General features: G+C 61.5%; 12 protein-coding genes. 6 read left to right on the top strand and 6 right to left on the bottom strand.

Translation table 11 applies throughout. The features are described 5' to 3' along the window. Positions 1-63: 63 nt before the first annotated feature. Positions 64-1,110 (bottom strand): LacI family DNA-binding transcriptional regulator, encoded by a 1,047-nt coding sequence (locus D3M70_RS12775; protein WP_120126118.1) that lies wholly within the window; start codon positions 1,108-1,110, stop codon positions 64-66. 221 nt (positions 1,111-1,331) lie between these two features. Between D3M70_RS12775 and D3M70_RS12770 the strand changes: the two genes are divergently transcribed. Together D3M70_RS12770 and D3M70_RS12765 are read left to right on the top strand one after the other, a co-directional pair. Next, positions 1,332-2,663, top strand: a complete 1,332-nt coding sequence (locus tag D3M70_RS12770; RefSeq protein ID WP_120126117.1) for an MFS transporter — start codon at positions 1,332-1,334, stop codon at positions 2,661-2,663. A gap of 7 nt (positions 2,664-2,670) precedes the next feature. Next, positions 2,671-4,098, top strand: coding sequence for an amidase (locus tag D3M70_RS12765; protein WP_120126116.1), 1,428 nt, complete (start codon positions 2,671-2,673; stop codon positions 4,096-4,098). Between the two features lie 39 nt (positions 4,099-4,137). Here D3M70_RS12765 and D3M70_RS12760 read toward each other — a convergent pair whose 3' ends face one another. Continuing rightward, positions 4,138-4,914 carry a carboxymuconolactone decarboxylase family protein gene (locus D3M70_RS12760; RefSeq protein WP_120126115.1) on the bottom strand — a complete coding sequence of 259 codons (777 nt, stop codon included), beginning with the start codon at positions 4,912-4,914 and terminating at the stop codon, positions 4,138-4,140. Between the two features lie 208 nt (positions 4,915-5,122). Here D3M70_RS12760 and D3M70_RS12755 point away from each other — a divergent pair, with 208 nt between their 5' ends. After that, positions 5,123-6,034, top strand: coding sequence for a LysR family transcriptional regulator (locus D3M70_RS12755; protein WP_120126114.1), 912 nt, complete (start codon positions 5,123-5,125; stop codon positions 6,032-6,034). A gap of 136 nt (positions 6,035-6,170) precedes the next feature. Next, positions 6,171-7,190 carry an aldo/keto reductase gene (locus D3M70_RS12750; RefSeq protein ID WP_120126113.1) on the top strand — a complete coding sequence of 340 codons (1,020 nt, stop codon included), beginning with the start codon at positions 6,171-6,173 and terminating at the stop codon, positions 7,188-7,190. A 259-nt stretch (positions 7,191-7,449) separates the two neighbouring features. Here D3M70_RS12750 and D3M70_RS12745 read toward each other — a convergent pair whose 3' ends face one another. Next, complete coding sequence (locus D3M70_RS12745; protein ID WP_120126112.1) at positions 7,450-8,667, bottom strand: MFS transporter; 1,218 nt, start codon at positions 8,665-8,667, stop codon at positions 7,450-7,452. Positions 8,668-8,765: 98 nt separating this feature from the next. After that, positions 8,766-9,296: a LysR substrate-binding domain-containing protein gene (locus D3M70_RS12740; protein WP_120126111.1), complete on the bottom strand. Its 531-nt coding sequence runs from the start codon at positions 9,294-9,296 to the stop codon at positions 8,766-8,768. Positions 9,297-9,316: 20 nt separating this feature from the next. On the opposite strand from D3M70_RS12740, the gene D3M70_RS12735 reads away from it, so the two are divergent. Further along, entirely contained in the window at positions 9,317-10,015 is a 699-nt protein-coding gene (locus tag D3M70_RS12735) for a GNAT family N-acetyltransferase (protein WP_120126110.1), read from the top strand. Positions 10,016-10,071: 56 nt separating this feature from the next. Here the strand turns inward: D3M70_RS12735 and D3M70_RS12730 are convergent, their stop codons facing one another. Continuing rightward, on the bottom strand, positions 10,072-10,767 hold the full coding sequence (locus tag D3M70_RS12730) for a pirin family protein (RefSeq protein WP_120126289.1): 696 nt from the start codon (positions 10,765-10,767) through the stop codon (positions 10,072-10,074). A gap of 279 nt (positions 10,768-11,046) precedes the next feature. On the opposite strand from D3M70_RS12730, the gene D3M70_RS12725 reads away from it, so the two are divergent. Beyond that, positions 11,047-13,560, top strand: a complete 2,514-nt coding sequence (locus D3M70_RS12725; RefSeq protein ID WP_165869794.1) for a UvrD-helicase domain-containing protein — start codon at positions 11,047-11,049, stop codon at positions 13,558-13,560. Between the two features lie 130 nt (positions 13,561-13,690). Here the strand turns inward: D3M70_RS12725 and D3M70_RS12720 are convergent, their stop codons facing one another. After that, positions 13,691-13,972 carry a DUF1652 domain-containing protein gene (locus tag D3M70_RS12720; RefSeq protein WP_120126109.1) on the bottom strand — a complete coding sequence of 94 codons (282 nt, stop codon included), beginning with the start codon at positions 13,970-13,972 and terminating at the stop codon, positions 13,691-13,693. Between the last annotated feature and the right edge of the window lie 366 nt (positions 13,973-14,338).

Genomic DNA, 14,338 nt, shown 5'->3' with positions numbered 1-14,338 from the left:
GGCTGAAATCGCCGGTGCGTTTCGGGTTCTCGGATGGCAGTTTCAGTCTCTGTAACGTGTTTCTCAGGACGACCGCGCAAACAGCGCAGAGCTTTCCCGAACGATGAGTTGCGGTTGGACGAGGACATCGTCAGTCGGGGAGCCGTCGATCTTGCCCAGCAACGCCCGGAAAGCCATTTCGCCCATCGCGTGCAAGGGCAGTCGGATACTGGTCAATGGCACGGGCAGCACGGCGGCCAGTGGCGTGTCATTGTAGCCAACCACCGCGATGTCGGTCCCCAGGTTCAGCTGTGCCTCCCGGACAGCGCCCATCAGGCCAATCGCCAGGAAGTCATTGACCGCAAATACGCCGTCGATGGTCCGGTCGGCCTGCAACAGGCGCTGGCCTTGGGCGTAGCCTTCCCGTGAGTCGAAGTGCCCGGTCAATACTCGGGCGGGGGGGATGTCGATGCCGTACTCGCGAAAGTAATCGATGAACCCGCTCGTTCTGTCCGCTCCGGTCGAAGCGAAGGTTTCACCCGCCAGCACCGCGACGTTCCTGCAACCGATCTGGAACAGATGTTCGGCGGCCAGTCGTCCGCCGAGAAAATCATCGCAGGCCACGCCGGGGTGGCCGGGTTGCCGGCGACTGATCAGCACATAGGGCACTTTTCTGTCGGCCAGGTGGCTCAATAACTGGCTGTCCCCCAGGTGGGAGTCGCCAATGATGATCCCGGCCACCTGTCGTCGTAATGAACGTTCCGCCAGCGCTCGCTGCCGATCCGGCTCGTCGAAGGTGTTCGACACGAACGCCATGTAACCGGCCGCGTCGGCGGCCGTGTCGATGCCCTCATACAGCGTCGCCATCACCAGGTCGGAAATCCTCGGCATCAACACACCGACTTCCTGACTGCGCTGCATGCGCAACGCCGTGGCCTGGAGGTTCGGCGTGTAATTGCGCTCCGCGGCCAACTGTCGGATGCGGGCGACCACGTCGGGGGAGGCGGCGCGGGCGACGGCGTCGGCATCACCGTTGAGGACCCGCGACAGCGTGGACACATGGATGCCAAGTTCCGCTGCCATCGACTTGAGGGTGGGCGGTTTCGACGCAGGTTTGGATGAGCGGGGCATAGGAAAGGATGTCAGTCGCTATTCAGAGCGATTTTTTTACATATTTCATCAGGGATTAGCAAGAAATCCCGTTACCCAAACGTTTGACTAAAAAAATTGCCGCTGGTAGATTCCGGTCAACCCAAACGTTTGGGTCGCAACCAGAATATAAAAAAATAGCGTGCTTTCCGGCTTCTTCAGTCGGCTTTTGACATCTGCCGTTACCTACTCCAGGGGCGCACATGAACCGTCAACCCAACAACTACCGCTACCGCATTTTCTTCCTGATCATGCTGATGGCCTTGCTCAACTACATCGATCGCGGGGCGATTTCCTACGCAGCGGCAAGCATCCTCCCCGAATACGGATTCAACAAAGCGGATTGGGGTTCGTTGCTTGGCTACTTTGGCTACGGCTACATCGTTGGCGCGCTGTGTGGCGGGATACTGGCGGATCGTTTCGGTCCCAAGCGGGTATGGCTGATCGCGGGGGGCGCCTGGTCGGTATTCGAGATCGGCACCGCATTCGCCGGGGACATGGGGCTGGCGATGCTGGGCGGGTCTGCGCTGGCGGGTTTCGCCACCATTCGCGTCTTGTTCGGCTTTTCCGAAGGCCCTGCCTATTCGGTGATCAACAAGAGCGTCGGCAACTGGGCGACGCCTAAAGAGCGTGGCTTCGTCGTGTCGGTCGGACTGCTGAGTACGCCATTGGGCGCGCTGCTGACCGCCCCGATTGCCGTGGGCCTCCAGACGCTGACCGGCGACTGGCGCAGCATGTTCATCATCCTCGGGGTGGCAAGTCTGTTGTTGCTGCTGTTCTTCATGCGCCGTTTCACTGATCACCCGGACGACAACCCTCGGGTCAGCCAGGCCGAGCGCGACTATCTGCGCCAGGAGCGTGGCGGTCAGGCCCGTGCTGACAGCGCCTTGGAACCCAGGCTGCCATGGTGGAGCTTCTTCCAGAACAGGAACCTGATCCTCAACGCCATCGGCTATTTCTCGTTCGTTTACGTGACCTTCCTGTTGCTTAGCTGGACGCCGAAGTATCTGCAGGACGAGTTTCACTACAACCTGTCGTCGCTGTGGTACATGGGCATGATCCCTTGGGTCGGCGCCTGTTTCACGGTGCTGCTCGGCGGCAAGCTGTCCGACTGGCTGCTGCGCCGCACCGGCAGTCTTGTCATCGCCCGCAGTTGCCTGGCCGCTGGCTGCCTGCTGTTGACCACCGCGTGCTTCGTCATGGTTTCCCAGGCCCACAGCGTGTTTGCCGTGATTGCCTTGATGACGCTGGCCAACGCATTCAATGCGCTGCCCAACTCGGTCTACTGGGCGGTGGTCATCGACAGCTCGCCGACCAACCGCATCGGCACTTACAGCGGCCTGACCCATTTCATCGCCAACACTGCGTCGTTCATTGCGCCGATGCTCACCGGCTCCCTGACGGTCGCCTACGGTTATTCGGCGATGTTCATGGCCGCCGCCGTGGCCACCGGAATCGGCATGACGGCCATGCTGCTGGTCCGCCCCGGCGTTCGGCAGAGCGCGCCGATGTCCGCACGAATCATCACAGAGTAAGGCGATCATGACCCCCGTACTTCCCCATTCCCCTGGCGACTTCTTCGGTGCCTCGGTCGTTGAACTCGGCCAGCGTTTGCGCAACGGCCAGTTGACGTCCGTGGCGCTGACACACGCGGCGCTCGAGAGCATCGAGCGCTTGAACCCTGTGATCAACGCCTTCGTTCACGTCAACGCAGAAGGCGCGCTGGCCCAGGCGGTACTGGCCGATGCGGCCCTCGCGGCAGGCCAGGATGCCGGTCCGCTGCACGGCATTCCCGTCTCGATCAAGGACAACATCGACACCTTCGACATGCCCACGACCTACGGGTCGGCGCACTTTGCCGAGCATCAGCCGCTGGAGGATGCACTGTGCGTTCGCCGCCTGCGGGACGCCGGCGCAGTGATCCTCGGAAAAACCCTGACCCACGAGTTCGCCTACGGCCCGACTGGCGACCGCTCACTTCAGGGCGCATCGAAAAACCCGTGGGACACCACTCGCATGACGGGAGGATCGAGTGCCGGGAGCGCGGCTGCGGTGGCATCGGGCATGGTGCCGCTGGCGCTGGGCACGGACACCGGGGGATCGATCAGAATTCCGACCGGTCTGTGCGGCGCAGTGGGTTTCAAACCGGGGTTCGACGTGGTGCCGATGCAAGGGATCTTCCCGCTGTCCAAGACCCTGGACCACGTCGGACCCATCGCCAACAGTGCGGAAGATGCCGCGCTGGTGTTCGCGGCCATCAGTGCGCCAAGCGGGTTGAACCCTCTGGGCTCACAGCCTTTCAACGCGCAGCCCTTCAAATCAGAGCACGCGCCCCGCGTCGCCTGGATTGACGTGCACGCCTTCGGCGCCGCCGACCCTGTGGTGACCCAAACCATTTACCGATTTGCAGAAACGTTTTTCAAGCAGCCGCTCGAACGGCTGCAGGGTTTCGATAGGGTGATGCCTGGACTGCGCAAGGCCATGGCGGCGATTCAGCGCGCGGAGGCGTATGAAGTGCACAACGAACGCGTGGCCGACAATCCGCAGCTGTTCGACCCTGAAGTGCTGGAGCGGCTGCAGATGTCAGCCGAGGTCCGTGGCTGGGAATACATCCACGCCATGAAGGCGCGTGATGCACTGATGGCCCACATGGCAGCGGTGTTCGAGGAGGTCGATCTGCTGCTCATGCCGACGCTGCCCCTCACGGCTCCGGCACTGGAACAGCGTGAAGTCAAATTGGGGGGCGAGGCCGTCAGCGTTCGAGAAGCGGTGCTCAGCCTGACCAGCGCATGGAATCTCACCGGCCTTCCCGCCATCAATATTCCGGCAGGGCAGGTCAACGGGCTTCCCGTCGGGTTGCAGGTCGTGGCGGCGAAAGGGCGGGACGTTCAGTTGCTGGACCAGCTTCGTGAGCTTGAGCGTCAAGCCTGGCGGCACCCGCCTGGCGATGCCCGGCTTCGCGGCGAATGACATCATATGAACGATGTTCGCCGCGATCCGGGCATTTTTTCAGTGGGCACTGCGCGATGCGAACACTTCCTTGAGCACCGGTACCGCCGACATCGCTTTCGGCCAGCCGACGTAGAACGCCAGGTGGGTGACAACCTCGGCGGCCTGTTCGCGGGTCAGGCCGTTGTCCATGGTGCGGTTGAGATGGAAGGCCAGTTGTGCCGACTGGTTCTGGGTGATCAGTGCGGCGACGGTGATCAGACTGCGGTCGCGAGGTGTCAGATCGGTGCGCCGCCACAGGTCGCCGAACAGCACGTCGTTGGTGTAGCGCGCCAGTTCCGGCGCGGTTGCACCCACCGAGCCGTCAACCGCAGCGCGGCGTTTGCGCTCGCTTTCTTCATCGAGTTTCAGGGGCTCGCTCGGCGGCGGGGTGATCTGTTCCGGATCCAGCCCGCGTTCTGCGAAGACCTGTTTGGCGACGCTGACCGCCGACATCGCATTGGGCCAGCCACTGTAGAACGCCAGATGGGTAATCAGACCCGTGATCTCGCTGGGCTTGACGCCGTTGTCCAGCGCCAGCTTGATGTGGCTGGTCATCTGCGGGGTCTGCCCGCTGGCGAGCAAGGCCGAAAGGGTAATCAGGCTGCGATCACGGGGGACCAGATCCGGACGTTTCCAGACTTCGCCGAATAACAGCTCAGTGGTGTAGGCATAGAGTTGCGGGGTGACGTCCAGCACATCCGGCGAGGGCTTGGGATCGGGTCTTGGCTTGCCTTCTTCGGCACCCACCAGCGCTGAGAAAAACACGCTGGCCAGTGCAGTGGCGATCAGTTTCATGGGCGTAGGTCCTGTTCAGTGACGCCGTGTCGACGATAAAGCGATACTAAACAAGTGGGCTGTTGTGCATAAGACGGATAAACGGGATGGAGTCATGAGCCCCACTCACTAATCGGGTCGAAAGACCTGGCACGGAAAACGCGCTTATCGCTGTATCCTATTCAGCAATCTGCTTTACGCCGCTGCGCTACATGAGGGTTATTCATTAATGATTCGCGCCGATCTGCCGGAACTGACGGCGTTCATCGCCATTGCCGAGCACCAGAGTTTCAGCGGTGCGGCCCGTGTGCTGGGAGTCTCGCCGTCAGCGTTGAGCCATTCGATGCGCAATCTGGAAGCCCGCCTGGAGATGCGTCTGTTCAACCGCACCACGCGCTCGGTGGCGTTGACCGAGGCCGGTGAGCAACTGCTGCACGGCGTGCGCCCGTTGCTCAATGATCTGACCCATGTGGTCAATGAAGTGACCTCGGCACGCAACACACCATCGGGGTCGATTCGGATCAGCGCCTCTGAGTCGTCGATCCGGCTGCTGCTTCGCAACGTGGTGCCAGGGTTTTTGGCGGACTATCCGCAGATTCATATCGAGCTGATCGCCGACAGTCGGTTGGTCGATATCGTGGGCGACGGTTTCGATGCCGGCGTGCGGATTTTCGACGACGTGCCCAAGGACATGATTGCCGTGCGCTTCGGTCAGGACATTCATTTCGCCGCTGTCGCCTCGCCGGATTACCTGCTGCGTCATTCGTCCCCGCAATTGCCTCACGACCTCAAGGACCACCGTTGCATCCGTTTCAAATTCGCCAGTGGCGCGCTGTTTCGCTGGGACTTCGAGTACCTCGGGCAGAGCACCAGCATCGACGTTCCCGGTCCGATGACCCTGGACAACATCAACATGATGATCGAGGCCGCGTTGAGCGGCATCGGCATCGCCTGGGTGCCGCTGGCGCAAATCGAAGACCACTTGCGCGAGGGGCGCCTGGTGCATCTGTTGCAGGAATGGAGCCCGACCTATCCGGGCGTCTGCCTGTACTACCCGGCGAACCGGCATCCGCCGATGGCGTTGAAGTTGTTCGCCGATGCGGTGCGCAAATGGGCGCAATCCGCTCAGATGCATTCATGAAGAGACTTCATAACTGCATCCCTTCGCAGGGTCTTAATCCGGGCAGACTCGTTCGTTAGGATGGTCTCAGCCGTCGAGCAGGACCTTGATTCACGCTCCGCTGACGATGTCTTCATCCGCAAAAGAGAGACTCTCCATGGATTACCGGTATCTGGGTCGCAGCGCCCTGAAAGTGTCGCCCCTGTGTCTGGGCGCCATGATGTTTGGCGGCGAGGCCGACGAGGCGACTTCCAAACGCATCATCGACAAGGCGTTCGAACAAGGCGTCAACTTCCTGGACACTGCCGATGCCTATCATGGCGGGCGATCCGAGCAAGTGGTGGGGCGGGCGATTGCCCAGCAACGCGATGCCTGGGTGGTCGCCACCAAGTTCGGTTATCCCACCCACCCGGCCACGATGCAGCAACGTCCCAACGAGCAGGGTCAGTCGCGCAAGTGGATTATCCAGACGGTGGAGAACAGCCTCAGGAACCTGGGCACCGACTACATCGACGTTTTGTATTTCCATCGCGCTCTGGCCGATGCGCCCCTGGAAGAAGCGATGCGCACCGTGGGCGATCTGATTCGTCAGGGCAAGATCCGTTATTACGGCGTGTCGAATTTCCGTGGCTGGCGCATTGCTGAAGTGGTGCGCATTGCTGACCAGTTGGGGATCGAGCGTCCGGTGGTCAGTGAGCCGCTGTATAACATCGTCGACCGCACTGCCGAGGTCGAGCAACTGCCGGCTGCGGCGAACTATGGCTTGGGTGTGGTGCCGTACAGCCCGCTGGCCCGCGGTGTGCTCAGTGGCAAATATGCAGTCGATGCGCCGCCCGCTGCCGACAGCCGCGCAGGCCGTGGCGACAAGCGCCTACAGCAGACTGAATGGCGTCCCGAGTCGTTGAAGATCGCGCAAACCATTGCAGCCCATGCGGCCGAACGCGGCACGACTTCCATTGCGTTCGCGCTGGCGTGGGTGTTGAAGAACACGCTGATCAGCTCGGCCATTGCAGGGCCGCGCACTGAGGCACAGTGGGACAGCTACCTTGACGCGCTGACCCTGGAACTCGGTCCCGAAGATGAGAAGCTGGTGGACAGCCTGGTCGTGCCGGGTCATGCCTCGACACCGGGGTACACTGATCCGGGGTATCCGATCGAAGGGCGTAAGGTGGTGTAAACCCGCCGCGGGGGCGCCCACAAGGTCTACCGACCTGTAGCAGTCCGGCTTGCCGGCGGTAGCGGTTCCGAATACGCCACCGCCGGCAAGCCGGACTGCTACAGAGGGACGCGTGTTGTAACGAGAGTCTGTGACCGTTCATGATCGTTCCCACGCTCCAGCGTGGGAATGCCTTGCAGGACGCTCCGCGTCCCCTCTGACGCGGAGCGTCAATCGCAGCGTTACCACGCGGAGCGTGGGAACGAGCATCGCGCCACGACTACAGATGCGCGGAATGGCGCGGGGTTTGAGGTGACAGGTGCTTACTGTGATTGCGCAGCAGCATGGACAGGGCCACCAGCGCCAGCGTCGCGATGACTGCCGTCAGGACGCCGATCGCCCGCTGAAGGCCGAACAGGTCGATCAGGTAACCCGTGACCACCGGAATGATCCCCGCCGGGACGTAACCGCCCATGTTGAAAATGCCATTGGCTTCAGCGCGACGCTGGGGTGCGATGTTGTTGGCGATCAGGGTCAGACCGCCCAGTTGGCCGAGGCCCTGTCCAGCACCGGCGAGCATCGCCGCGACCACCAACAATGCAGCGGAACCTGACTGCAGCGCCCCCCACAGACTCGCCATCGCGGCAATGGTCGCAAGGCCGCTGAGGATGAAGATCAGGTTCATCGCGCGTTTCTTCGCGGCCAATTGCACGCCGACCGCCGTGAGGAACATCACGAACGCCATGGAACCTGCGATCAGCGGGCTGTTGGCCTGGAGCAGGGTCGCCAGCAGCTTCGGTCCGAGGGCCAGCACGAAACACGTGGCCGTCAGGCCCGGGCCGAAGAACGACACGCCCAGCGCGACCACGCCCAAGTGTTTTCGGGCAACCGATGGCAGATGCGGACGAAAAGGACCGCTGCCGAGCCTGCGCTGAGGCATGCCCAGCACCACCAGCAGTGCCAGCACCAACAAGCCGATTTCAACGTTGAACACCATCGTCACCGGCTCAGGCAGATACTGCGCGATCACGCCGGCCAACAGCGGCCCGGTTCCGGCCCCCAGCACCATGGACACCGACGCGATCAGCGAGGCGAAGGGCTTGCGCTGTTCGCTGGCCTGTTCGACCACATTCGCCATCCCGGCCGAGACCACGATGCCCACCGAAATGCCGCTGAGCACGCGGGCGATCATGAGCATTGCTACGCTGCCGGCGTGCTCGAACAGCAATGCCGCGATGATCGCGATGCCGATGCCCGGAAGCAGCAAAGCCTTGCGGCCAAAGTGGTCAGCCAGTTGCCCGGCCACGGCCAGCGTCAGTAGCAGGCCAAGGATGTAGCAGCCGAAAATCAGCGTCAGCGTTCCCGAGGCAAAGCCCAGGCTCTGTTGCCAGTGGGCGTACAGCGGAGTGGCAGCGTTGGACAGAATGAACACCGCCGTGACGATCCAGGCTGCCTTGAAAATCGGCAGCGTACTGACGCCTTGGGAATGATCGTTCATGGTTGGACCCTCTCATCGATTTCTCTATTACCGCCGAGGATAGAGAGCCGGGAGAGGGCAGAGAATTGGCTGGGCGCGCATACGGCATGTGAAAAAATTCACAGTTCGTCCGGCGACTCCAGGCATTCGATGAGGAAATCCAGCACCACCCGAATCTTGCCCGCGTTGCGCAGGTCTTCGTGATAGGCCAGCCAGACCGGCAGACTCAACGCCGTGTCGCAGGTGGGGGCGCGTCTGAGCCGGTACTCCCGGGCCAGAAACGCAGGCAACAGCACCAGCCCGCCGTCACCGGCCGCCGCTTGCGCCTGAACCCGCAGATCATTGCTGGAGATCGCCAGCGCCCGGCCAGACAGGTGCGAGCGCAGCCACTGCTGTTGCTCGGAATGCTCCATGCTCTGGTCGTAACCGATGAACACAAAGTCCTCGCGCTCATGGCAAGCCAGATAACGTTCGCTGGCGTAGAGAGAAAAGGGCAGGTCGGCGAGGTGACGGGCGACCACCTGGGCTTCCTCGGGGCGCGCATACAGCACGGCAACGTCGGTTACCTTACTCGAAATGCCCTCACTCTTGTGGTGAGCCCCGCGAGGCGTGGAGAAGAACACGGTATGATGCGCACCGCTGCGCCGCATTTACCCGAGTCAGGAACCCCATGCCGATCATCACCCGCCTTGAAAGCACCCCGCCCGAATCCATCGACAGCCAGATCATGCAGATGGTCGTCGACTACGTGAGTGACATCAGCATGGTCGGCATCGCGCCGAGCAATCCGCTGTACCCGCTGTATCAATACGGGGTCGGGCATGAGGTGCATCAATATCTGCAAGCCATGGACGGCTCCCGGGGCTTTGCCGTCGAGCTGATCGTGGCGCTGGACGATGACGATCCGTCCGTGGTCGCAGGGTTCCTCTTGTACCTGCCGGTGCAGGACGACCCCCAGGCGTGTGCGGTGGCGTACATGGCGGTGCGCAGCGATCAGCGTCGACGGGGCATTGCCCGGGCGATGCTGCAGAAAATGACCGAGCGCTATCCCCATGCCGAACTGGCGTGCTTCGTCGCGAAGGTCCCGTACTTCCAGGCCATGGGTTTTCAGGTGTTGAGTGCCCGCGGTCCGCAGGTGGTCATGAATACCCGCGATCACCAGACCGAGGGCCTGCTGGCCGTGCTGGATGTGGCACCGATCTACCACTCGGTGGAAGTGCGGCAGATTCACGCCTACCTGCTCAAACAGCACGGCAAGCGCGCGATGACCGACGCCGAGAAACAGCGCGACCGCCACCTCGATCAGATGACCCGTCAGGCAAGGCTGTTCGTGCAACAGAGAATGGCAGACGACAGCGGCAGGGCATGAAAAAGCCCCGGAATCTCATGAATCCGGGGCTTTTGTCTTTCAGTACCAGCCTTGAATCACGCCACGTCCACCAGCACGATTTCGCTGTCTTCCAGGGCGGTCACTCGCAGCACTCGCTCGTCTGCAACGGCGACGCCATCGCGGGCTTCAGCGCGCAGGCCGTTGACTTCGATGATGCCGGTTGCCGGCACCAGGTAGGCGCGGCGGCCTTCGTCCAGCGCGTACTCGGCGGATTCACCGGCCTTCAGGTTCGCGGCGACCAACCCAGCGTTGGCACGAATGCGCAGCTCGATATCGTCATCCGCCTTGCCGCTGGCCAGGGTCACGAAGCCTTCGCGATTGGCTTTCGGGAAAGGTTTGGCGCCCCAGGAAGGGGGAGCACCGACCTCGTCCGGCATGATCCAGATCTGGAAAATGCGGGTTTCCTTCGATTCCAGGTTGTACTCGCTGTGGGCCACGCCAGTGCCTGCGCTCATCACCTGTACGTCGCCCGCTTCGGTACGGCCCCGGTTGCCCAGGCTGTCTTCGTGGGTGATCGCGCCTTCACGAACGTAAGTGATGATCTCCATGTCGCGGTGTGGGTGACGCGGGAAGCCGGTGCCGGCCTCGATCACGTCGTCGTTCCAGACGCGCAGTTGACCCCAGGCCATACGGCTTGGGTCGTAGTAGTTGGCGAACGAAAAGTGGTGGTGAGCGTTCAGCCAGCCGTGGTCGGCGCCGCCAAGGGATTTGAAAGGTCGAAGTTGCAGCATGATCAGTTCCTCCATTAGCAGGGCCGGCCTAGGCAGCAGCGCCGCTGGTGATGACTCTTCAGTCGATGGAGCAATCATCTATCAATTATTTATCGATAAAAAGCGGAAGAATTGCGTCATAACAATCGAAATAATAAATATGATCTGGACATCACCTTTTATCGCACTGCCTGCACTTGATCGGCTAACCCCATGACCAGAAAGCATTTCGCTGGAGCTTGCGGGCGAATGGGGCGACCATAGGCGCCTTCTCGTTCAACGCTGATATCCGGAGCCCGCGTGCCGCACGATTTTCCCACCGAGCCACCTCACCAGCTGCCCCCCGATTTGTCTGTACCCGAGCGTCTGCCGTTCTTCAAACGGCTGCTGGCGCGGATGATCGGCCGTGGTTTGTCACGGATGCAGGCCCAGCATGTGCCGTCGTGGACCCAGGGCCATGCCGACGGTTTCCTCAATGGCCACGTCGAAGGCATGAGCGAAGGCTACGCCGAAGGGCGTCTGGATGGGGTCGAAGAAGGCCGGCAGGTGCTGGTGATTCGCGATACCCGTCCGCAGGAACACCGCGGCCCGCGGGTCGACGACCATCTGTTCGACGACTGGCGCCTGCCGCTTGGCAATGAGCTGAAAAAGCGCATCAAGGCCGACGTCGCCGAGAAACTGCCGGCCCATGCGCAACCGACCACGGCGCAATGGAAAATGATCTTCAGCGACACGCCTTCGACCTACGTCATCGCTGGCGCCGGCGCGGGCAAGTCGACCTCGCTGGTGTTGCGCGTCCTGTTGCTCAATCACTACCTGGGTTTCGAGCTGGATTCGATGACCGTGGTGACCTTCACCCGCGAGTCGCGCAAGGACTTCATCAACAAGCTGATCGAAATCATGGGGCTGTGGGGCCACGACCTGTCGTTGCGTCAGGCCCGCGATGTGGTGCGCACCTTCCATTCGCGGATTCTGCCGCTGGTGCGCAGCTTGCCGGGTTTCGAACAGTTGCAGGCGTTCGAGAACCTCAGCAGTCAGAGCGGCAACCTGTTCGCTGGCGCGGCGCTGGACGACGGGGCAGACAGCAACCCCTTCGATCTGCGGATCAACGACGCCCAGCGCCAGCAGATGAACCTTTGCTACCGCGATCTCTACGCGGCCAATCAACGGTTTCGCGAAGTCATGGCGCCTTTGTATCGCCATTCGTTGCAGCTCAAGGAGCTGGACCGCGATCACCCGGACGTGCAGAAGCGCATTACGGTAATGGGCCTGTCCTCCAAGCGCGATGAAGAGTTGTGCGACGTGATCGAGGACCTGTGGATTCGCGCCGGCGCCTGGCCGATCCAGGGGGTCGAGCCGATGCGCCAGACCGTCGAAGTCAGCGGCCTGACCTTCCATGTTCACGGCTATGCCGCCGAACTGGATGCCTGGATCGTGCTCGGGTTCGATCCAAGCGAGGACCAACAGCTGCGTCGTCCGGACGCCAAGCTGCCGGTCTGGGCAGAGTGGGTGATCAAGCGCACGCTGTTCCAGGCGTTCTGCCGCAAACCGGTGATCTGGCTGGAGAGCTACGAAGCGTCCCGCGGCATGATGCAGTCGCTGTCCGGTGCGGCCGTGGCGGGGCCGGGCTTCGATTACAAGGTCAAGGGCGAGCTGAGCGCGGCGCCGTTGCTCGATTGCTTCGTGGCGGCTGCCGGGTTCATCGAAAACCTGGGGCTGGACGTTCCCGATGCGGTGTCGCAGATGAGCTTTTCCGATCAGGACCCCGACCGGTTTTTCTTCGAGGGTTTGAGCCTGTTCTGGAAGGCCTTCGAGGATCACCTGCTGGAACAGACCCCGCCGGTGATGACTTACAACCGCATGTTCTCGCTGTTCGGCGAAAACACGCCGGAGAACCTCAAGCTGGTCAGCGATGAGGGCCTGCGCCCGCTGTCGCACCTGATGATCGACGAGTTCCAGGACGTCTCGCCGCAGATCGTCTCGTGGATCCGTGCCAGCCTCCGGGAAATCCGCAGCCGTGGCCCCGCCATGCATGTGGGCCGGGGCGCACAGCGTTCTTCTTTGCTGTGTGTGGGGGATGACTGGCAGTCGATCTACGGCTGGCGCGGCAGTTCGCCGAAATTCTTCATGGAATTCCCCAAGGAGTTTCCGTCGCCGGGCACCACCAAGGTCATGCTCAGCGACAACTTCCGCAGTCATCAGCACATCATCGACGCCGCCGAGCACATCGTGCGTGCCGCCCCGGCCATCAGCGGCAAGAAGGCCAGGGCCAGCGGGCCGGTGCAGGAGTTGCTGCCGGTGACGGTGCTGGACCGCGATGACGATCGCCTGGTGGCGAGTCTGATCGAGCATTACAACGCCGGTGATTCGGTGCTGTTGCTCTACCGCAAGGGCAGTGAACGCAGCAAATTGCCGGAATCGCTGCAAGCCATGGTCAATGCCGACTACGCGTTACCGCCTGGGGAGCGACGCCTCAAGCAACTGACGTATCACAGTTCCAAGGGATTGCAGGCCGACGCGGTCTTCCTACTGGGCGACTGTCAGCACCTGACGCAATCGCCGTACAAGAATCAGGTGTACCAGATGGCCGAACTGGGCAAAGAGGGTGATCTGGAGGCGTTCGACAACGCGCAGAAGGATGAGGTGTTGCGCCTGGCCTATGTCGCGATCACCCGAGCGGTGCGTCACTGTTACTGGTTCATCGATGCGGCGGGCAATGATGACGCCGCGATTGCGAAGGCCTCGGCGCGGATTACCGCAGACAAGCCGTTCTTCGAGGATTTGCGCGGTGTTGCACAGGCGTCGCGAGAATAACTCTGTAGCAGCACGGCTTGCCGCCGGTGGCGAGCCCAAGGAACCCGCCGCCGGCAAGCCGGACTGCTACAAGGGCGTTTCCAGGAAGGGCGTGATGAGGAAGAGGGTGACGAGGCGTCGGCTGGTGAACTCAAGCCCGATTCAGATAAAGCCCCTGATGCGGCACGAAGGTCTCAAGCTCCAGCTCAATCGCCTCGATGATGCGCTCCACGTCCATCGCGTTCATCACCGTCTGACAGGGAATGCCTGCAATGGCGATCACCGTTTCGCCGCTGGCGCGATCGAACAGGCGCGCGACCATGCTGCTGGGGGCGTCCATGTTGGCTTCGAAACCGACGGGATGAAAATGCCAGCGCATGAGCTGGCAGGCGTTGGGAAACGTGACTTTGTTCATGGGGCCCACCTCGTTCAATCGGGCAATTCTAAAAGCTCCGCAGGGCAGGAAACGGTTTCTTTACGCTCGCTTCGGTAACGGTCAACACGTGAGCCAGAGCGCCGCGTTGCATTTTTCTGGTCTGACGTTTATCGAAGCGTGGATCCAGGGTTGTTGAGTCAGGTAAAGGTAGCACCGACTACTGACATCAACAGGAAAAAAATCCTACAGAAAGAAAAAATTTACACTTCCTTGCGCGCGGTCATATTCCTTTATAGCGACAGATGGCTTTCAACTGCTGCTGAATCGTTATTTCCAAATAAGGCATAGAGCCATCATCTAATGCTGCTTTTTGGCCGCTGCCAATCATAACGATCCGATGTGAAAAACACATGAAAGGGCACT

The sequence above is a fragment of the Pseudomonas sp. LS-2 genome, assembly GCF_003605735.1.
GTDB lineage: Bacteria > Pseudomonadota > Gammaproteobacteria > Pseudomonadales > Pseudomonadaceae > Aquipseudomonas.
This window is presented reverse-complemented; position numbering and strand designations above follow the sequence as displayed.